Here is a 20,222-nt window from a genome sequence, read left to right as displayed (position 1 = left end):
CAATCATCGTCATACCTGCAGAATCGAGGAGACAAGCAACTGGGTGTAGGGGGCGCGCGGATCGTCGAGGACGCGGTCGGTGAGGCCGCTTTCGACGACGCGGCCGTCCTTCATCACCATCATGCGCTGCGACAGTAGACGTGCCACCGCAAGGTCGTGCGTGACGACGATGGCCGCCAGACCCAGATCGGTGACCAGGCCGCGCAACAGATCGAGCAGGCGCGCCTGCACCGAGACGTCGAGGCCGCCGGTCGGCTCGTCCATGAACACCAGCCGCGGCCCGGTGACGAGGTTGCGGGCGATCTGCAGGCGCTGGCGCATGCCGCCGGAAAAGGCGCGCGGCTCGTCGTCGATGCGGTCCTCGTCGATCTCGACGCGCGACAGCCAGTCGACCGCCGTGGCTCGGATTTTTCCGTAGTGGCGGTCGCCGACCGCCATCAGCCGCTCGCCGACATTGGCGCCGGCCGACACTGTCATGCGCAGACCATCGGCGGGGTTCTGGTGGACAAAGCCCCAGTCGGTGCGCATCAAAAAGCGGCGCTCGGCCTCGCTCATGCGGTAGAGCTCGCGGAATTGGCCATCGCGCATGCGGTAGCTGGCGGTGCCGGAGCTGGGCAGTAGCCTTGTCGACAGGCAGTTGAGCAAAGTCGTCTTGCCGGAACCGGATTCGCCGACGACAGCCAGCACTTCGCCCGGCCACAGATCGAAGGTGACGTTCTCGCAGCCGACGCGCGAGCCGTAGAATTTGGACAGCGCAGAGACGCGCAGCAGCGGTTCGTCGGTCATTGCGCCGGCTCCGTTTTTTCCAGGGCAAGAGGGGTTTCAGGCGCAAGGTGGCCGCGATGGCCTTGCTCGCGCCGCTTCTCGCAATGGTCGGTGTCGGAACAAACGAACATGTGGCCGCCATGGTCGTCGAGGATAACTTCGTCAAGATAGACGTTCTCGGCCGCGCACAGTGCGCAGGGCTGGTCGAAGGTCTGCACCTCGAACGGATGGTCCTCGAAGTCGAGGCTGACCACGTCGGTGAAGGGCGGCAGTGCATAAATGCGCTTTTCGCGGCCGGCGCCGAACAATTGCAAAGCCGGCGAACGGTGCATTTTCGGGTTGTCGAATTTCGGCGTCGGCGACGGGTCCATCACATAGCGGCCCTCGACCTTGACCGGATAGGCATAGGTGGTGGCGATGCGGCCATGTTTGGCGATGTCCTCGTAGAGTTTTACATGCATCAGGCCATATTCCTCCAGCGCATGCATTTTGCGCGTCTCGGTCTCGCGTGGCTCGAGGAAGCGCAGCGGCTCGGGGATCGGCACCTGATAGACCAGCACCTGACCCGCACTCAGCGGATGCTCGGGGATGCGGTGGCGAGTCTGGATGATGGTCGCCTTCGCCGTCTCAGTGGTGACAGCGACATTGGCGACCTTCTTGAAGAAGGCGCAGATCGAGACGGCATTGGTGGTGTCGTCGGCGCCCTGGTCGATGACCTTGAGCACATCGAGGGGGCCAATGATCGAAGCGGTGACCTGCACACCGCCGGTGCCCCAGCCATAGGGCATCGGCATTTCGCGCGAGGCGAACGGCACCTGATAGCCAGGGATGGCGATGCCCTTGAGGATCGCCCGGCGGATCATCCGCTTGGTCTGCTCGTCGAGATAGGCGAAGTTGTAGGTGGCGATGTCGGTTGGTTGTGCGGTCATTCCGCGGCCTCTCTCTTCTCTTCGGCCTTGCCGGCGTTCTCGCGGGCGTCGTGCTCGGCGCGCATGCGGCGCACGAGGTCGAGCTCGGCCTGGAAATCGACATAGTGCGGCAGCTTCAGATGCTCGACGAAGCCGGTCGCCTGGACATTGTCGGAATGCGAGATGACGAACTCCTCGTCCTGGGCGGCGGCGACGACATCCTCACCCAACTCCGCCGCCCGCAGCGCGCGGTCGCATAGCGCCATGGCCATCGCCTTGCGCTCGCTCTGGCCGAAGACGAGGCCGTAGCCGCGGGTGAATTGCGGCGGCGCCTTGGCCGAGCCCTTGAACTGGTTGACCATCTGGCACTCGGTGACGCGGATACTGCCGAGCGGCACTGCGAAAGGCAGTTCCGGCACGTCGAGCTCCAGCTCGACCTCACCGATACGGACCTCGCCGACGAAGGGATGGTTGCGCGCATAGCCGCGCTGGGTGGAATAGCCGAGCGCCAATAAAAACCCCTCATCGCCGCGCGACAACGCCTGCAGGCGGATGTCGCGCGCCATCGGGAATTCGAGCGGCTCGCGGGTGATGTCGCCGGGGACATGGTCTTCAGGCATGTCGCCGTCGGATTCGATCAGGCCCTCGCGGGCGAGGATGGCCGACACGCGCGGCATGGCTTCCGGCTCGCCTGCACGCTGCTCCGGCTCGGCGACTTCGCCGCCTGCGGCAAGCTCGGGATCGAGCAGCCGGTGGGTGTAGTCGAAAGTCGGGCCGAGCAACTGGCCGCCGGGCAGGTCCTTGTAGGTCGCCGACACCCGCCGCTCGACCAGCATCGTGCCGGTGTCGACCGCCTTGGTGTAGCCGAAACGCGGCAGCGTGGTGCGATAGGCGCGAATGAGGAAGATCGCCTCGATCATGTCGCCGCGCGCCTGGACGATGGCGAGTGCCGCCAATTCCCTGTCGTAGAGCGAACCTTCACTCATCACCCGGTCGACGCCGAGCGCCAGTTGCTCGACGATCTGGTCGAGGCGAAGTGCGGGCACCGAACGATCGCCGCGCCGGCGGTCGGCGAGCAGTTTGTGGGCGTTGCGAATGGCCGCTTCGCCACCCTTTACCGCGACATACATCCTATGCCTCCATCGTCTTGATGCGCGTCGTGCGCGGCAGGCAGGCAATTGCTTCGGACGTGGCGAGGATGATGTCGACGCCACGCGGAAAGCGCTGGTTGTTCTGCTTCCATTGCTCGACAAAATGGCGCGGCATTTGCGCCGGCGCAATCGTCGCCGTCTTCTCGATGCCCGGGCCTTCGAGCAGCAGCGGAGCGCCGGAGACAAGATCGCTGATCTCGAGGATCAGCGTCGTGGAGCGATCGGGATAATCCTGGGTGCCTTGCGAAAACCCGTCGAGCGCCATCATCTCGGCCGGCGTGGCGATCAGCGCGAAATGCGCGTCGGCCGGGGTGTTGGCCAGCGGCGCGCCGGTATGGAAGCCAAGCCAGGATTTCACCGTCGCTGAAGCCTGCAAGGCGGGGTCGAGCCAGAGCGGCGTGTCGTTATCGCACAGCGCCAGCGCAATGGCGCCCGCGGTGGCTGACAGCGGCGTCGGTGGACGGGTAAAGACCGGCAGGGGCTGCAGTGTGCCCGGCCGGGCCATCGCGTCCATCACTGCCCGGAAGACCGTCTGGGCGTCGAACACCGGATCGGCAAAGCCGCCTTCGATCGCTTGGGTTACGATGTCCATCAGTCTTCTCCGCGTACCATGGTGAAGAAATCGACCTTGGTCGCCGCCGTCTCGGCGCGGCGCTGGTCACGGGCCTCGGCCAGTGCCGCCTGCAAGGGCGCGACGAGCCTGGTCTCGACCTCGTTGCGGTGAGCCGGGTCCTGCCACAGCGCATCGGCGATTGCCGCCAGCCTTGCCTTCTGCTTGTCGCGGCCGAGCGCATAGCAGTGGCCGACCTGTCCGGAGGCGAGCCGGACGGTGGCGCGGGTGACCGTCGTCTCGCCAACGTTGAACGGCGCGCCGCCGCCACCGATGCGGCCACGCACGGTGACCAGGCCGGTTTCGGGGCCGCGCAGGAGTTCCGCCTCCGAAGGCAGGCCGGCTTCGTTCCACAGACGGACGATATCGTCGCCGGTCGATTGCGCCAGCGTTGCCATAACGGCCTTGCGCCCAGCCTGATCGCGGGCTTCCTGTCCTCGCATGGTTAACATTCCCTTGCATCGAAATTTGTCTATTGATATAGACAATTATACAAATTATACCTATTATCTAATGCGTGTCTATGACGGGTGCATGACAAGGGCGAGAAGAGGGGGCGCAAAGGTTGGGGCAGAAAATGATCGGACAAGCCAACAGCATCGAGCGGCGCAGCGGTGTCGCGCTGTGGCGGCAGATCGCCGATCAGATACTGCATTCGATTTCCGTCGGCGATTTTCCCGAAAATGCGGCGTTGCCGCCGGAGGTGGCACTTGCCGAGCGCTATGGCGTCAACCGCCACACCGTCCGCAGCGCCATTGCAGCGCTGGTGCAGGAGGGTGTGCTCAGGGCAGAGCAGGGGCGGGGCACCTTCGTGCTGTCGCGCAGGCGGCTGTCATATCCGATCGGCGCCCGCACCCGCTTTTCGGAGGGATTGCAAGGACAGGCGTCCGACCGGCATATCACCTTGCTTGCGTCATCGGTCGAGCCTGCCAACCGTCGTGTGGCAGAGAGCTTAGGCCTTGCAAAGGGGGCCGACGTGATACGTCTGGAAACGCGCGGCGAAGCCGATGGAATGCCAGTGTCCCGCGCTGCCGGCTGGTTCGATGCCAGGCGCTTTGCCGGCATCGATGCTGCCATGGCGGAAACCGGTTCGATCACCGCATCGCTGGCACGTTTTGGCATTGACGACTATCTGCGGCAATCGACGGTGTTGTCGGCGCGCCATGCCGATGCGGCCGACCTTGCGGACCTCGACCTGCAGCCCGGCGCCATCGTGCTGGTGACGGTCGCCGTCAACGTCACGCCCGACGGTCAGCCGATCCAGTTTTCGGAGTCGCGCTTCCCGGCCGAGCGGATCGAGCTCAAACTGTCGGCGCTTTGAGGTGCGCCAGCATCATGCGACCTGGATAACGGCCTTGATCAGGCCGGACTTCTCATGCGCCCAGCGGGCAAGATCGTGCGGCGTTTCGCCAAGCGTCGTGCGGTGCGTGACGAGCTTTGCCAACGGCACCGCGCCGTTGCGGATCGAGGCGGCGACATGGTCGAAATCGGCACGCAGCGCGTTGCGGCTGCCGATCAGCATCATCTCGCGCTTGTGGAATTCGGGATCGGAAAAGGCGATGTCGTCCTTGACGACGCTGACCAGGACCAGCGCCCCGCCATGCGCGACATGGGCGAAGGCCGACTGCACCGACTGGGTGTTGCCGGTGGCATCGAAAACCATGTCAAAACCGTCGCCGTCGGTTGCTTGCCGCACCAGGTCCGCAGCAGCGCCCTGCGAGCCGTCGAGGGTCGCGAAGCCGAGTTCGCTTTCGGCGAAACCCAGCCTCTCCGCACTCATGTCGAGCAGCGTCACGTCGAGCCCGGCGATGCGGGCGAACAGCGCCGTGCCGAGCCCGATGGGGCCGGCGCCAATGACCAGCGTGCGCGCACCTGGATCAGCCAGCGAGCGCCGCACGGCATGCGCGCCGATCGCCAGGAATTCGACGGCAGCAGCATCGGCCAGCGACAAGCCGTTTGCCGGATAAAGATTTTGCGCCGGCACCAGGATTTGCTCGCACATGGCGCCGTCGCGGTGGACGCCGAGCACCTCGATCTTAACGCAGCAATTCGGCTTGCCTTGCCGGCAGGCGATGCATTTGCCGCAGGCGAGATAGGGATTGACGACCACCGGTTCGCCGATTGCCAGATCGACGCCCTCACCAACCTCGATCACGGTGCCGGAAACTTCGTGGCCCATGATGCGGGGATAGGCGAGGAACGGGTGCTTGCCTTCGAAGATGTGATAGTCGGTGCCGCAGATGCCGACATGGCTGACGGCGACCAGCGCCCAGCCGGCTGGCGGCGCGCCAGGCGCCGGACGATCTTCGAGGACAAGTTCGCCGGGCGAGCGGCAGACGACGGCTTTCATGCTTCAATCCAGTCGGTTCATGGCACCGCCGGCTCTGCTGTCGCGAGGCCGGCGGTTGTGGGGAGGCGGTCTATTTGCCGCGGCGGCGTAGCCCGTCGAAGTAGACGATGACGATGATCAGCACGCCGGTGATGATGCGCTGCCAGAAGGCGTTGACGTTGAGCAGATTGGCGCCGTTGTTGATGGTGGCAAGGATGAAGGCGCCGAGCAGCGGCCCGTGCACTGAGCCGACAGCGCCGAACAGCGAGGTGCCGCCGATCACCGAGGAGGCGATCGCCTGCAATTCCCAGCCCTCGGCCTGTGTCGGATTGCCGATGCCGATGCGCGAGGCGAGCAGCACGCCGACGAATGCCGCACACAGCCCCGACAGCGTGTAGGCCATATAGATGGTGCGCTGGACGTTGACGCCTGACAGGCGCGACGCCTCGGCGTTGGAGCCGACCGAGAACAGATAGCGGCCCCAGCGGCTGTGGTGCAGGAAGATGTAGGCCGGGATGCCGACCAGGATCACCATCCAGAACAGATTGGGGACGCCGACGAAGGAACTGCGCGAGAACGTCTGGAAGGCATCGTTGTTGATCGAGATCGAGTTGCCGTTGGTCATCAACAGACCGATGCCGCGCAGCGAGGTCAGCGTCGCCAGGGTGATGATGAAGGGCGGCAGGCCCATCTTGACGATGCCGAAGCCGTGGAACATGCCGATGGCGACGCCGACCAGCAAGGTAATCAGGATGGCCAGGAAAACCGGTGTTCCGGCGTTGATCAGCATCGCGACGATGACGGTAGCGAAGCCGACCACGGCGCCGACGGAAAGGTCGATGCCGCCGGTGATGATGACGAAGGTCTGGCCGACCGCCAGGATGGCGATCATCGACCCTTGCCGCAACAGGTTCGAGATGTTGTTGCCCGAGGCGAAGCTCGGCGTCGCCACCGACAGGATGACCCACAAAAGAACCAGCAGCGCCAGCAGTGTCAGCCCGAACAGGGCGTTATAGTTGCGTTTCGGCCTTTCGGCAGCGATCGCCTCGGTGCTCATATCCGTCCTCCCGGTCTTTCTTGTTTCTCGGCCAGCGCCTGGGTGAGGATCTCCTCGTGATCAGCGGTCCGAAACCCGTGCGTAGCCACCAGCTTGCCGCGCCGGAACACATGCAGCGTGTCGGCGAGTTCATAGACCTCGGGCAGGTAGGACGAGATCAGGATGATGCCGGCTCCTTTGGATAGCAGCGCGCCGAACAGGCGGTAGATCTCGGCCTTGGTGCCGACATCGACGCCAACGGTAGGCTCGTCGAAGATGAACAGCTTGGCGCCGTGGGCGAGCCATTTGCCGATGACGATCTTCTGCTGGTTGCCGCCGGACAGGCTGGAGGCCAGCGCGCTGCGTGTTGGCGTCTTGATGCGCAGGTCAGCGATCTGGCGATCGGCTTGCGCCTTTTCCTGCGCGCGCGAGATCAGCAGATTGCTCGAGATGCGCTTGTAGATCGGCAGATTGAGGTTGAGCCCGACCGGCAGGTTGAGGCAGAGGCCCTGGTCGCGGCGGCTTTCGGGGGCAAGCGCGATGCCGAGCCTGATCGCGTCATGTTCGCTATTGACCTTGACCTCCTTGCCCTCCCAGAGGATCTGGCCGGCCGATTTGCGGTGGCGGCCATAGAGCGTGGTGACGAACTCGCTGCGTCCGGCGCCGATCAGGCCATAGAGGCCGACGATCTCACCGGCACGGACGGACATCGAGACATTTTCGAAGCCCTTGCCCGACAGGTTCCTGGCTTCGACGATGGTCGCGCCGAAGGTGAAATGCTCCTTGTGGTAGACCTGCTCGATCGAGCGGTTGATCATCATCTTGACCAGCTCGGCGTCATTGGTCTCGGCAATGTTCCTGGTGCCGACCAGCGTGCCGTCGCGCAGCACCGAGACGCGGTCGGCGAGCTCGAACACTTCTTCCATGCGATGGCTGATGTAGATGATGGTGACGCCTTCGCCCTTCAGCCGGCGGATCAGCGTGAACAGCTGGTCGGCCTCCTTGCGGGTGAGGTAGGCGGTCGGTTCGTCGAAGATCAGGAATTTGGTGCCGCGCACGGTGGCGCGGGCGGCGGCGATCAGCTGCTGCTGGCCGATGGTCAGGTCACCCAGCATGACATGCGCGGGCAGGTCGAAGCCTAGGTCGTCGATGATCTTCTGCGCCTGCCTGACCATCGCCCGCTGCTGCAGGATGCCGAAACGTGCATCCTCCTCGCCGAGGAACATGTTGGCGGCGACGGTGAGATGGCGGCACAGGACCACTTCCTGATGCACGGCATTGATGCCGAGTGCCATCGCCTCATGCGGCGTTGCCAATGCGGCAGGCTTGCCCTCCCAGATGACGTCGCCGGAGGTGCGCGGCATGACGCCGGTCAGAAGCTTGATCAGGGTGGATTTGCCGGCGCCGTTCTCGCCGACGATGGCGTGGATCTCGCCGGCTTTGAAGGCGAGGTCGACCGGCTTCAGCGCGTGGGTGCCGGGATAGCGCTTTTCCAGGCCGCGGAGTTCGAGGATGGTCCTGCCCGGTTCCAGCGTTGGGGCCGGATGGAGTTCCTGCGCCGTCGACATCATGACAATCCTCCCAGATTGGCCCGCCAGATGGTCTGACGATTGGCGCGAGTGGGATGTTTCCGGGGCAAAGGCCCCGGAAACAGTTCACTTGTGGCGATGCTCAGTCGAGCTTGGGGTTGAGCAGCGCGTCGATCTTCGGATCCTTCATGTTGGCTTTGGTGACCAGGTTGGCGCCGGTGTCCACATTGGCCTCGACCTTCTCGCCCTTCGAGGCGGCGAGCGCCGTCTTGATGCCGTCATAGCCCATCCGGTACGGATCCTGAACGACGAGAGCCGAAATGACGCCGTCATTGAGGAACTTGATCAGCTTCTCGTCGCTGTCGAAACCGACCAGCGCGACCTTGCCGGCAAGATTGTTCTCGGCGATCGCCTGACCGACGCCCTGCGCCATGATTAGATTGGAGGCGAAGATGCCCTTGAGGTTGGGGTTGGCGGTGATCAGGTCGGTGGCGATGTTGAGGCCGGTGGTGGCCTGGCCGTCGGCGTATTTGTCGGCGACCAGCTTGAGGCCGGGATATTTGGCGGCGAGCTGTTCCTTAAAACCCTGGGCGCGCTGTTCGAGCGAGCCGGCGCCCGGAAGCGCGGTGATCAGGGCGACGTCACCCTCGACCTTGCCGCCATTGGCTTCGCCGATGGCTGCGGCAAGGCCGTCAGCGGCGACACGGCCGCCCTGGATGTTGTCGGTGGTCAGGAACGAGGTGAAGGCCTTGGAGTCGGCACCGGAGTCGATACCGATGATCTTGACCTTGGTGGCGGCCTCATCGATCGGCTTGCCAAGCGCCTTGGCTTCGGTCGGCGCGATGACGACGGCCGCCGGGTTGCCGGCGACGGCATTTTCAAGGATCGAGATCTGGCCGTTGACGTCTGTCTCGGCCTGGGCGCCGAGCTCCGGCACGTTGACGCCGAGGTCCTTGCCGGCCTTGCGGGCGCCGGCCAGAACGATCTGCCAGTAGAAGGACGTGGTGTCCTTGACGATGATCGGAATGGTTACGTCGGCCGCGGATGCCGGAGCCGAATGCATCACGCCGGCAAGCATCGACGCGGCTGCGAGTGCCACGAAGGCGCGGCGGTTGAGAATGCTGGTCACGAATTTCATTAGGAGTCCTCCCTAAGTCGCCCGGTGAATGTTACGGAAGCTCCATTCGGATGGCGCGGCCCAAAACGGAACTTTATCAATAAAAAACATTTACTGTATTTTGATAGTGTATCATCTCGGTCGGCGCAAGCGCTGTTTGATGGCCGCTTCGAATGGCTGGATGGAAGATTTTTTCTGTCGGAACTCCGCTGCCAATCTGCTTCAATATCCCGCATGGAATATTAGTTCCATCAACCAGTCAATATGGAATGTACATTCGTTTTGGCGGTGTACGAACTGTGACACCTGGCGCTCACGTCAGGTGCGCGCGACTTCCCGGACGGCAAGGCTTAGAGCGTCGCGCCGAGATGCCACGGCACGAACTCGTTGTCGCCGTAGCCGAATTCCTCGCTCTTGGTCTTGCGGCCCGAAGCTGTCTCGACGATCAGCTCGAAGATCTCGCGGCCCATGCCGGCAATGGTCTTTTCGCCCGAGGCGATGACGCCGCAATTCACGTCCATGTCCTCTTCCATGGCGTGGTACATGGTCGAGTTGCTGGCGACCTTGATCGACGGCGTCGGCCGGCAGCCGAAGCAGGAGCCGCGGCCGGTAGTGAAGACGATGACGTTGGCGCCGCCCGCCACCTGGCCGGTGGCCGAGACCGGGTCGTAGCCGGGCGTGTCCATGAACACCAGCCCGTGCCCGGTGACCTTTTCGGCATAGCCGAAGACGCCGTTGAGCGGCGTCTGGCCGCCCTTGGCGACCGCGCCGAGCGACTTTTCCAGGATGGTGGTCAGGCCGCCGCGCTTGTTGCCCGGTGAGGGATTATTGTCGATGGATGCGCCATGCTTGGCGACGTGGTCTTCCCACCATTTCACATAACCGTCGAGCTTGGCGGCGATCTCGGGGGTTGCGGCGCGATAGGCGAGCAGGTGCTCGGCGCCGTAGATCTCCGTCGTTTCGGAGAGGATGCCGATGCCGCCGACGCCGGCCAGGATGTCAACCGCGGCACCCAGCGCCGGATTGGCGGTGATGCCGGACATGCCGTCGGAGCCGCCGCATTGCAGGCCGACGACGATCTCGCTGACCGGGATCGGCTCACGCTGAAGCTTGCCGACCTCTTCGGCAATCTCGGCCAGCACGACCAGCGCCTTCTCAACCGATTTGCGCGAGCCGCCGGCTTCCTGGATGTTGAAATGACGTTTTCCCGCGGCAACGCCCTTCTGGCCATAGAGGGTGAGCTGGTTGACCTCGCAGCCGAGCCCGACCATCAGCACGCCGCCGAAATTCGGATGACGGGCATAGCCGGCCAGCGTGCGATGCAGCACCATCATGCCGTCGCCGGTGGCGCTCATGCCGCAGCCCTGGCCGTGGACGATCGGGACGAAGCCGTCAATGCCGGGATATTGCGGCAGAAGCGTGCGGTTCGCCGCGTCAGCGATGGCGTGGCAGACGGTGGCCGAGCAATTGACGCTGGCCAGAATACCGACGAAGTTGCGCGTGCCGGCGCGGCCGTCGGCGCGTCGGTAGCCCATGAAGGTGCGGGCGCGGTCGGCCTCGGTCGCATGCACCGCCTCGCTCGGCGGCACCACGGGCAAACGCCCGCTTTCGAAGACCAGATTGTGCGAATGGACATGCTCGCCGGGCGCGATGTCCTGCGTGGCGCGGCCGATCGCCTGGGCGTATTTGACCACGGCTTCGCTAGCCGCAATCGGCTTGATCGCCACTTTGTGGCCCGGCTCGATCAGCGCGACGGCGACGGCGCCGCCCGGCAGCACGGTGCCGATCTCGATGCGGCCATTGGCGACCGCGACATTGTCGGCGGGAGACAGAAGAATGCTGTTTGCGGCGTTCACGGGAGCTTCCTGGGTGTGTTCCTGGGTGCGCGAGCGGATTGACACGCGGCTCTTAACATATAATGTCTTTTATCGTGAAAAAACATTTTTGCGTCAATTGTTTTTTCGCCAGAGCGCGACGCGTCTTTTGGATGCGTGCAGTAGGCTCTACAACCAAGACTAGCGTTGCGCACGGTGTTTTGCGAAGCGATTCCGATTTCATGCGCGCGAAACGCTTCAAACCGGCCGCAATCGCCAATGCGCCACGGGGCAGGGGATGTCGAAGAGCAACAACGTTTACAAGGACGCTTATAATCGCGGTCTGAGGCTGCTCGACGAAACCAGGAGCCTGCCTTCGGAGCCGGAGCTGGGTACGCTGCTCGGCGTCAGCCGCACGACGGTCCGCACTATCCTTGCGCGCATGGAAGAAACCGGGCTGATCGACTGGAACAAGCGCAGCAAGACGGTCCTGCGCGAACCGCGACCGGACGATTTCTTCCCCGAGGAAGAAACCGACACGCTGGCCGAGATCATCGAGCGCTCCTTCATGCGGCGGCTGCTTGCCAGCGGTGCCGAAGCCGGCATGCAGATCAACGAGCTCGAACTGGCGCGCGAGATCGGCGTCGGCACCACCAGCGTGCGCGAATTCCTGATCCGCTTCTCGCGCTTTGGGCTGATCGAGAAGCGCCGCAACAGCCACTGGGTGCTGAAAGGCTTTACCCGCGCCTTCGCGCTGGAGCTGACCGAAATCCGCGAGATGTTCGAACTGCGCTCGGCCGCAGCCTTTGCCGCTCTGCCCGAGGACAGCCCGGTGTGGGCCGACCTCGACCGCCTGGAAGGCGAGCATCACCGGCTGGAGCGCGAGATCGCCGTGCGCTTCAACGAATTCTCCGAGCTTGACGAGCGCTTTCACCGGCTGATCCATCGGGCGTCGCACAACCGCTTCATCGTCGATTTCTACGACGTCATCGCCATGATCTTCCACTACCACTACCAGTGGAACAAGGCGCAGGAGCGCGAGCGCAACGAAGTCGCGGTCCAGGAGCATCTCGCCTATATCGCCGCGCTCAAATCGCGCGATCTTGCCAAGGTCGACGCCGCCTGCCGCAAGCACCTGAAATCGGCCCGCCACACGCTGCTGACGTCGATTCCCGAGGGCAGGCAGCCGCAACGCGGGTGATTGTGTTGCGTTGCCGCAGCAACGTTTTGGCGATTTTCCGGCCGCCGGCTCCGTGCTAGAGAGCTGACGTTGCTGCGTGAAGAGGCTGGTTCTTGACCATACGCCGGAGACGATGGAGCATGCCGGTCGCGTTCGCCGCGGCGTGGCTTTTCATGCTCCAGTCGATATTCGGCGCGTTTGCTTCCGGCGTCGCGCCGAACGCCTCGCAATTCGATGCTTTCGGCAACACGATCTGCACCCATGACGGTGCGGCGCAACTCCCCGCCGGCGATCCGCATCAGCAGCACATGCCGGCTTGCTGCATGCTTGGCTGCAATCTCGTTTCGGCGGTCTACGCGCCGCTGGATGCAGCCGGGAGCCTGGCTCGCAGCCTTTCCATCGAAACCATCGCCTTTTTCCTGCCGGCCTTCCGGCATCGCGATTTCGCCCGCGCCCGCACTCCGTCCAATCCGCGTGCACCACCGGCGACGGCCTGATCCGTTCTGGTTCGCGCCGCGCAACGCTTTGCCGGCGCGTTTATCGACATCGTTCGCGACCGGCCGTCGGCGCGGTCCCTTAAAATCCACGGAGCAATCATGTCTCACTCTTTTCGCGCTGCCGCATCCAGCCGCAGGCGCTTCGCACTGGGTAGTTTCGAGCAGCGTCTCGGCATCGCCCTTTGCGTTCTTGCCCTCCTGTTCGCCAGCGCCCAGGCGGTGTTGGCACACGAATTCAAGCTTGGCGATCTCGAGATCGGGCACCCCTGGTCGCGCGCCACGCCAGCCGGCGCCAAGGTGGCCGGCGGCTACTTCACCATCACCAACACCGGCAGTGCGCCGGATCGCCTGCTGTCGATCACCTCCGACATTTCGGCCAAGGCCGAACTGCACGAGATGGGCGTCAGCAATGGCGTGATGACGATGCGGCAGGTCACCGGCGGCCTCGAAATCCCGGCTGGCGGCAAGGTCGCATTGGCGCCCAACGGCTATCATTTGATGTTCATGGATTTGAAGCGGCAGCCCAAGGAGGGCGAAATGTTCTCCGCCACGCTGACCTTCGAGAAAGCCGGGCCCCTGCAGATTGAATTCGCCGTGCAAGGCATCGGCAGCGCGGCGCCCCAGGACGACCACTGACTTGGCCGCTTCGAGAGGTACCATCATGAAGAAATCTCTTTTGCCCGGCTGCGTGCTTCTTGTCCTCGGGACCAGCGCGGCCTTTGCCCACATCACGCTCGAAACGCCGGAGGCGGCGGTGGGCTCGACCTACAAGGCGGTTCTTCGGGTGCCGCATGGCTGCGAGGGCAAGGCGACGACCGCGCTGCGCGTGCAGATCCCGGAAGGGGTGCTCTCGGTCAAACCGATGCCGAAGCCGGGTTGGACTCTGCAGGTCAAGAACGGCAAATACGAGAAGTCCTACCAGCTCTACGGCCAGGCAGTGACCAGCGGCGTCAAGGAGATCGACTGGAGCGCCGGCAGCCTGCCGGACGAGTTCTACGACGAATTCGTCTTTCGCGCGACGCTGGCGTCCGACCTGCCGGCAGGCCAGACGCTGCATTTCCCGGTGGTGCAGGAATGTGACGGGATTGCCGATCGCTGGATCGAAATTCCGGCGGCCGGGCAGGCTGAGGACGCGCTGGAATTTCCGGCGCCCGGCCTCAAGCTGCTGCCGAAGACGTGATCCTTACGCGGCGCGCCCTATCCGAAAGAGCGCGCCGCTGTCTTTGTGGCGGTGACATGAGCGCGGCATCCATCCTGCGAACGGCCTGCACAACCGGCCGGCTTGCCATCGGCCTGCTGGCTGCGATTGTGCTGCTTGCCACCATTGCCGCGCCAAACGCAGCCTTCGCCCACGCGGCGCTGATCAAGGCCGAGCCGGCTGACGGTGCGGTGCTGGCGCAGAGCCCGTCGCAGCTGTCGCTGACTTTCAGCGAGCCGGTTTCGCCGCTGGTGCTGACGCTGGTGCGGCCCGACGGCACGGCGGTCCCGCTGACCTCTTTCCGGCTCAGCGGCCAGACCGTCGAGATCGACAATCCGCAGGCGCTGAAATCGGGCACGCATGTGCTGAGCTGGCGGGTAATCTCCGCCGACGGGCATCCGGTCGGCGGCTCGGTGCTGTTCTCGGTCGGTGCACCGAGTGCTGCGCCGGCCGCCTCGGATGCCGTTGACCGGGGGCTTCGAACGGCGATCTGGATCGGCAAGGTTTTTCTATACATCGGCCTGTTTTTCGGGGTCGGCGGTGCCTTTGCGCAGGCCTGGCTGGCGCAAGGCGGCCGATCCGGCCGGAACATGATCGTCGCGGCCATCCTGTGCGGGCTGGCCGCCGCACTCTTGTCGCTCGGTTTCCAGGGGCTGGATGCACTCGGTGCGCCGCTCGCCCGGCTGGCGCAGCCGGTCATCTGGCAGACCGCGCTCGGCACCAGCTTCGGCTGGACGGTGCTGATCGCGCTGATGGCGTTCGGCCTTGGCCTGTTGTCGCTGGTCGTGCCGCCCGCCGACGCGAAGCCGCTGGCCTTGGCCGGATTGGTTGGCGTTGGCGCAGCACTTGCTGCCAGCGGGCATGCCAGTGCCGCCGAGCCGCAATGGCTGACCCGGCCGATGGTATTTCTGCACGCCACTGGTGTCGCGGTCTGGGCCGGGGCGCTGGCGCCGCTCCGTCTTGCCTTGAAACGGCAGCCGGACAAAGCCGGGCAGTTGCTGCGCCGGTTTTCGCGAGCGATCCTGTTCGTCGTGGCCGTGCTTGCGGCAGCCGGCATCGTGCTCGCCGTCATCCAGGTGCAAACGCCGTCGGCGCTGGTCCACACTGCCTATGGCCGGCTGCTGCTGATCAAGCTGGCGCTGCTTGTCTTTCTGTTCACGCTCGCTGCCGTCAACCGCTTCAAGCTTACGGTCCCCGCCGAGGCGGGAAAGACGGAAGTCCAGAGGCGACTGGCCCGCTCGATCGGCATCGAGCTGCTGATCGTGCTGGCGATCTTCGGCGTTGCCGCCGGTTGGCGCTTCACGCCGCCGCCGCGCGCGCTGGCGATCGCCGCCGCACAGCCGGCATCGGTGCATATCCACACGCTGCAGGCGATGGCCGATCTCAGCATTGTGCCCGGCCATACCGGGCCTGTTGCCGCTTCGATCTTCATCATGACCGGCGATTTCGGCCCGCTCGACGCCAAGCAGGTGACGCTGGTGCTGTCAAAGCCCGATTCCGGCATCGAACCCATCAAGCGCCCGGCGACGAGGCTTGGCGACGGCACCTGGCGCGTCGACGATCTCGTCATTCCGGTCGCCGGCCGGTGGACGGCGCGGCTCGATATCCTGGTCTCCGATTTCGAGATGGTGAAGATAGAGGCGCCGATCGACATCAGGCCGTGACGAGAGCGCTGGTCCACGCAACACAATTCGACGAGGCGGTTGACGCGGCCGAGAACCCCCGTCAATCATCGCCATCAAGAATGGGCGTCCAACCCAATCGCGGGCTCAACCAACAAGATCCGAAAGCAGGGAAGAAACGATGGAAAAAGCCGAAATAGGCCTGATCGGCCTTGGCACGATGGGCTCCAACCTGGCGCTCAACATCGCCGAGAAGGGGCACCGCATCGCCGTCTTCAACCGCACCGCGGCGCGCACCGATGCCTTTGTCGAAAATGCCGGCGCGCTCAGGGATAGGGTGGTGCCCTGCTACAGCCTCGAAGAACTGGCCGCCGCGATCCGGCCGCCGCGGCCGATCATCATCATGGTGCTGGCCGGCAAGCCGGTCGACGAGCAGATCGCGGCATTGCGCGGCGTGCTGTCGGCCAACGACATCGTCATCGACGCCGGCAATGCCAATTTCCGCGATACGATGCGGCGCTTCTCAGAGCTTACCGATTCGGGCCTGACCTTCATCGGCATGGGCGTGTCCGGCGGCGAGGAGGGCGCACGCCACGGTCCCTCGATCATGGTCGGCGGCACCGAAGAGTCCTGGAAGCGCGTCGAAAAGGTGCTGACCGCGATCTCGGCCAAGTTCAAGGGCGAGCCTTGCGCGGCGTGGCTTGGCACCGACGGCGCCGGCCATTTCGTCAAGACCATCCACAACGGCATCGAATATGCCGACATGCAGATGATCGCCGAGATCTACGGCATATTGCGCGACGGCCTGGGCATGGGGCCGAAAGAGATCGCCGAGGTGTTTTTGCAGTGGAACACGGGCCGGCTCAATTCGTACCTGATCGAGATCACCGCCAAGGTGCTCGCCGCCGACGATCCCAAGACCGGCAAACCGGTGGTCGACATCATCCTCGACCGCGCCGGCCAGAAAGGCACCGGCAAATGGTCGGTGATCGAGGCGCAGCAGCTAGGCATCCCGGCCACCGCGATCGAAGCGGCGGTGGCGGCACGCGTGCTGTCGTCGATCAAGGACGAGCGGCTGGCCGCCGAAAAGGTCTATGGCGCCGGCGTGAGCAAGATTTCCGGAGACAGGGACGCCCTGCTCGCCGATCTCGAACTGGCGCTGTTTGCCGGCAAGATCGCCGCCTACGCGCAAGGCTTCGCGGTGATGAGCGGCGCGTCGAAGGAATTCAACTGGAACCTGCCGATGCCGGTCATCGCCAAGATCTGGCGGGCCGGCTGCATCATCCGCTCGCAATTGCTGGATACGATGGCGGAGGCCTTCGGCGCCGGCGGCGCGGCCACCAACCTGTTGATGGCGCCGGCTTTCGTCTCGTTGATGCAGGAGGCACATCCGTCGCTTCGCCGTGTCGTGGCAAGGGCGGCCGAAGCCGGCTCGCCGGTGCCGGCCCTGTCATCCGCACTTGCTTATTTCGACAGTTACCGGCAGGGCCGCGGCACTTCGAACCTGATCCAGGCGCAGCGCGATTTCTTCGGCGCGCACGGCTTCGAGCGCATCGATGGGCAGGGCGCTTTCCATGGCCCGTGGGGAAGTGGGGCGGCTGGTTAGCGCCCGGTCTCGGCCGTAGAGATCGGCTTCGCAGTTTCTTGAAAGCGGACCTTGCTGGCGATCACGCTGGAGATCGTGGTTGCGCCATCAACGGACATTGATCGAGGGAACCCACGGGCATTTGCCCTCACAGCCAAAAGACGAGCCTATGTCCTGACGAGAGCAAGCCGGCGATCCAAAGCGATGCGCTCTTTAGTCGGGAAGGCCAGCCTTGCGGTAGCCTTCGACGAAGCGCTGGAGCACTTCCTCGTCGTCGAATGGCTGCGATGTCGCCCAGTGCCTGATGCTGAAATGGGGATTGCTCATCATGAAGAACTCCGCCTCCTGACGGGCTTCATCCAGGCGTCCGAGCTGCGCGAGGGCTGCCGCAAGCATGCGCCGCGACGTGGTGCGGTAGGTTTCCGGCTTGCGTAAAGCCTCGACCGCGGATTGATAGTCGCCGAGCGCATAATAGGCTTGGCCCGCCATCCAATGGTACCACCCCGGAGGGCGCGGATTGAGCCGCAACGCCCGCTTCACGAATTCGACGCCCTTGACCGCATCGCCCCTCAAGGTGATGAGATCCGAGCGCATCGCCCAGGCATCGGCATGATTGGGATCGAGCTTGAAAGTCGCCTCGAACTCTGCATCCGATTCCGCGAAACGCCGTTCGTGACCAAGTATGATGCCCAGCACCCACCGGTTCCCGGCATCGTTAGGGTCGAGCGCCACTGCCTGCTGCGCTTCCGCGAGCGAGCGAGGTTGGTTGGTTTCCTTCGGCTCGTTCCAGAACAGCCAGCCGAGCCAAAGATTGAGGGCCAGCAAGCTATGCGCTTCGGCATAGTCGGGATCGAGTCTGATCGCCTTCTCCAGCAGCATGCGCGCTTCCTGCGCGCCTAACCCGGTCTGAAAACTGACGCCGCGGGCTTGTACACAGAGGTCATAGGCTTCGAGACTCGTCGGCCGTTTGCGCGCCGGCTGTCCGGCCAATCGGCCGACCAGGGCTTCGACGATCTTGGCCGTGACCTCGTCCTGCACTGCAAAGATATCCTCGAGGCTGCTGTCGTAGCGCTCGGCCCAGATATGATCGCCGCCGATCGCGTCGATCAGCTGCGCATTGATGCGCACGCGCCCCGCGGCGCGCCGGGCGCTGCCTTCAACCACATAGCGCACCCCAAGATCACGCGCGGCCAAACGCACATCGACCGACCGCCCTTTGTAAGCAAAGGTCGAGTTGCGTGCGATGACGAAGAGGCCGGCGCAGCGAGATAGGTCGGTGATCAGGTCTTCGGTCAAGCCGTCGACAAAGGTTTCCTGCTCCGGATCGTTGCTCATGTTGGTGAAAGGCAAGACCGCGATCGAGGGCTTGTCGGGCAATTCCAGCGATGCCAGTCGCCCGACCTGAGCGGCTCTCGGAAGCTGCAGGTTGACGCGATAGCAGTATATCGGCTCGGCTATGTTCTTCACCCGCTGCTCGCCCATAGGCTCGAACGCAAACGCCAGCTTCTGCCTGACCTCCTTGGACACCTTCTCCGAAACGCAGATGCCACCGGGCTCGGCGAGTTGTTGGAGGCGCGACGCTACATTCACGCCCTCGCCATAGCGATCGTCCCCTTCGACGATCACTTCCCCAAGGTTGATTCCGATCCGGACTTCGAAGCGCTGGTCTTCGGCGACGCTCGCGTTACGTTCCGTCATGCCGCGCTGAAGCGTGACCGCGCATTCGACCGCATCCACCACGCTACCGAACTCCGCCAGCAGGCCGTCTCCCATAAGCTTGAAGATTCGCCCGTGTCGCGTCGCGATTTCCGGCTCGAACAACTCTTTGCGGCCCCGTTTCAGCCGGTCGAAGGTGCCCGCTTCATCCACCTCCATGAGCGCCGAGTAACCGACAACATCAATGGCAAGGATGGCAGCGAGCTTCCGCTCCATGTTGAGCCTCAGTTCAGATTCGCGACACGCCAGGCGCAGGTCAGAGGCAGGTAGGACCGGCGCCTCCGGCGTGCCCTCACCGGCCTCTATACCACAGATCACGCTTCTTGAGAGTATGACTCGCGCGACGCCTTGGCTCTCCTGCGCAGCGCCACTGACGAGCGAGTCCCATCTATCCCTACCGCTTGTTCGCGGCAGTTGCCTCTCAACCGGACCCGTGACCGCTTCGGGCCAGGTCACGACGATGCCCACGCCGACCTAAATGTCCGCAATTAAAGATCTGCGGCCCGGAGCTGCCAATCCGCTTTCGGCCCGAAGATTGACTGTCAGCAACGGGCCGCCAATTCGACCGTTCGCCTACGAACCCTTGCCACGTGAAGCCGACATCCCTGTTGAGGACGTTAGGCGTTCCGGAACTACGGCAAGAGATCCGTCACAGCGCGCCCACTTCCGTCCATTGCCATAGGGAAGCTGGCATGTTCGTGGATGATTTTCCAAGAACCGCCGATGCGCCTTAGCACGATGGTTCGCCGGCTCCAGGAGTCGACCTCTGTGCCATCCGTCTTAATGCCAGTCATGCGCGACAGCCCGAAGGCCACTGCAAGATCGCCGTCGATCATGAGCTGCGGGTCAGCCATGTGAACGGTGACGCCGTTGCGCCAAGTTGCAAACCAAGCATTTATCCCTTCGATGTCGCGTGCCTGTTCGCCTCTATAGGCGAGCGGCGGCGGCAGATCGAAAACCACGACATCCGGGTCCATGGCATCGACGTTGGCGCGGGCGTCCCCCTTGGCAGTTGCGTCTTCCTGGCCCCGGATGACAGACAAGACTTCCTTTTCAGACATATCGTTGCTCCTTCATTTTCTGGAACGACGAGGCCGGGGCGATCAATCCGACATCGACACTATTCGTAACAAATATGGCCGGTCCAAGCTGCTGTTGCATCGTG

Annotated in this window: 19 protein-coding genes; 7 read left to right on the top strand and 12 right to left on the bottom strand. The window is 63.9% G+C overall.

Annotation, left to right across the window (positions count from 1 at the left end):
* Positions 1-9: 9 nt before the first annotated feature.
* From phnK to phnG, 5 genes are read right to left on the bottom strand one after another with little or no spacing between them, the layout of a single operon-like run.
* A complete protein-coding gene (gene phnK / locus NKH42_RS22760) occupies positions 10-786 on the bottom strand; it encodes a phosphonate C-P lyase system protein PhnK (RefSeq protein ID WP_065009749.1) in 777 nt (258 codons plus the stop codon).
* Positions 783-1,694, bottom strand: a complete 912-nt coding sequence (locus NKH42_RS22755; protein WP_352506650.1) for an alpha-D-ribose 1-methylphosphonate 5-phosphate C-P-lyase PhnJ — start codon at positions 1,692-1,694, stop codon at positions 783-785. The genes phnK and NKH42_RS22755 overlap by 4 nt, the downstream gene beginning before the upstream one ends.
* The gene (locus NKH42_RS22750; RefSeq protein WP_352506649.1) at positions 1,691-2,803 is read right to left on the bottom strand and encodes a carbon-phosphorus lyase complex subunit; all 1,113 of its coding nucleotides are present in this window, start codon (positions 2,801-2,803) and stop codon (positions 1,691-1,693) included. The genes NKH42_RS22755 and NKH42_RS22750 overlap by 4 nt, the downstream gene beginning before the upstream one ends.
* Before the next feature lies 1 nt (position 2,804).
* Positions 2,805-3,416 (bottom strand): phosphonate C-P lyase system protein PhnH, encoded by a 612-nt coding sequence (gene phnH, locus NKH42_RS22745; RefSeq protein ID WP_352506648.1) that lies wholly within the window; start codon positions 3,414-3,416, stop codon positions 2,805-2,807.
* Positions 3,416-3,877, bottom strand: a complete 462-nt coding sequence (gene phnG, locus NKH42_RS22740; RefSeq protein WP_352691125.1) for a phosphonate C-P lyase system protein PhnG — start codon at positions 3,875-3,877, stop codon at positions 3,416-3,418. Before phnG ends, phnH begins: the two co-directional genes overlap by 1 nt.
* Positions 3,878-4,011: 134 nt before the next feature.
* On the opposite strand from phnG, the gene phnF reads away from it, so the two are divergent.
* Complete coding sequence (gene phnF, locus NKH42_RS22735; protein ID WP_352506646.1) at positions 4,012-4,755, top strand: phosphonate metabolism transcriptional regulator PhnF; 744 nt, start codon at positions 4,012-4,014, stop codon at positions 4,753-4,755.
* Positions 4,756-4,767: 12 nt separating this feature from the next.
* On the opposite strand, the gene NKH42_RS22730 is transcribed toward phnF, so the two are convergent.
* The 5 genes from NKH42_RS22730 to NKH42_RS22710 form a co-directional block, all read right to left on the bottom strand.
* Positions 4,768-5,784: a zinc-binding alcohol dehydrogenase family protein gene (locus NKH42_RS22730; RefSeq protein WP_352506645.1), complete on the bottom strand. Its 1,017-nt coding sequence runs from the start codon at positions 5,782-5,784 to the stop codon at positions 4,768-4,770.
* A gap of 70 nt (positions 5,785-5,854) precedes the next feature.
* The gene (locus NKH42_RS22725; RefSeq protein ID WP_352691123.1) at positions 5,855-6,820 is read right to left on the bottom strand and encodes an ABC transporter permease; all 966 of its coding nucleotides are present in this window, start codon (positions 6,818-6,820) and stop codon (positions 5,855-5,857) included.
* On the bottom strand, positions 6,817-8,370 hold the full coding sequence (locus NKH42_RS22720) for a sugar ABC transporter ATP-binding protein (protein ID WP_352506643.1): 1,554 nt from the start codon (positions 8,368-8,370) through the stop codon (positions 6,817-6,819). The genes NKH42_RS22725 and NKH42_RS22720 overlap by 4 nt, the downstream gene beginning before the upstream one ends.
* A 100-nt stretch (positions 8,371-8,470) precedes the next feature.
* Entirely contained in the window at positions 8,471-9,466 is a 996-nt protein-coding gene (locus NKH42_RS22715; protein ID WP_254816763.1) for an ABC transporter substrate-binding protein, read from the bottom strand.
* A 329-nt stretch (positions 9,467-9,795) separates the two neighbouring features.
* Positions 9,796-11,301 carry a UxaA family hydrolase gene (locus NKH42_RS22710; RefSeq protein WP_352506642.1) on the bottom strand — a complete coding sequence of 502 codons (1,506 nt, stop codon included), beginning with the start codon at positions 11,299-11,301 and terminating at the stop codon, positions 9,796-9,798.
* A 256-nt stretch (positions 11,302-11,557) separates the two neighbouring features.
* Between NKH42_RS22710 and NKH42_RS22705 the strand changes: the two genes are divergently transcribed.
* From NKH42_RS22705 to gnd, 6 genes are all read left to right on the top strand, one after another.
* Entirely contained in the window at positions 11,558-12,460 is a 903-nt protein-coding gene (locus NKH42_RS22705; RefSeq protein ID WP_352506641.1) for a GntR family transcriptional regulator, read from the top strand.
* Positions 12,461-12,579: 119 nt separating this feature from the next.
* Complete coding sequence (locus NKH42_RS22700) at positions 12,580-12,936, top strand: DUF2946 family protein (protein ID WP_023675211.1); 357 nt, start codon at positions 12,580-12,582, stop codon at positions 12,934-12,936.
* A gap of 99 nt (positions 12,937-13,035) precedes the next feature.
* On the top strand, positions 13,036-13,572 hold the full coding sequence (locus NKH42_RS22695; protein WP_352506640.1) for a copper chaperone PCu(A)C: 537 nt from the start codon (positions 13,036-13,038) through the stop codon (positions 13,570-13,572).
* 25 nt (positions 13,573-13,597) lie between these two features.
* On the top strand, positions 13,598-14,116 hold the full coding sequence (locus NKH42_RS22690) for a YcnI family copper-binding membrane protein (protein WP_352506639.1): 519 nt from the start codon (positions 13,598-13,600) through the stop codon (positions 14,114-14,116).
* 56 nt (positions 14,117-14,172) lie between these two features.
* On the top strand, positions 14,173-15,798 hold the full coding sequence (locus NKH42_RS22685; protein WP_352974444.1) for a copper resistance CopC/CopD family protein: 1,626 nt from the start codon (positions 14,173-14,175) through the stop codon (positions 15,796-15,798).
* A 139-nt stretch (positions 15,799-15,937) separates the two neighbouring features.
* Complete coding sequence (gene gnd, locus NKH42_RS22680; protein WP_352506637.1) at positions 15,938-17,362, top strand: NADP-dependent phosphogluconate dehydrogenase; 1,425 nt, start codon at positions 15,938-15,940, stop codon at positions 17,360-17,362.
* 192 nt (positions 17,363-17,554) lie between these two features.
* On the opposite strand, the gene NKH42_RS22675 is transcribed toward gnd, so the two are convergent.
* Positions 17,555-19,273: an adenylate/guanylate cyclase domain-containing protein gene (locus NKH42_RS22675; protein ID WP_352691141.1), complete on the bottom strand. Its 1,719-nt coding sequence runs from the start codon at positions 19,271-19,273 to the stop codon at positions 17,555-17,557.
* A 416-nt stretch (positions 19,274-19,689) separates the two neighbouring features.
* The gene (locus NKH42_RS22670; protein ID WP_352476371.1) at positions 19,690-20,118 is read right to left on the bottom strand and encodes a YybH family protein; all 429 of its coding nucleotides are present in this window, start codon (positions 20,116-20,118) and stop codon (positions 19,690-19,692) included.
* Between the last annotated feature and the right edge of the window lie 104 nt (positions 20,119-20,222).

Origin of the sequence: Mesorhizobium sp. M1142 (genome assembly GCF_040318565.1) — a bacterium.
Classification (GTDB): Bacteria; Pseudomonadota; Alphaproteobacteria; order Rhizobiales; family Rhizobiaceae; genus Mesorhizobium.
This window is presented reverse-complemented; position numbering and strand designations above follow the sequence as displayed.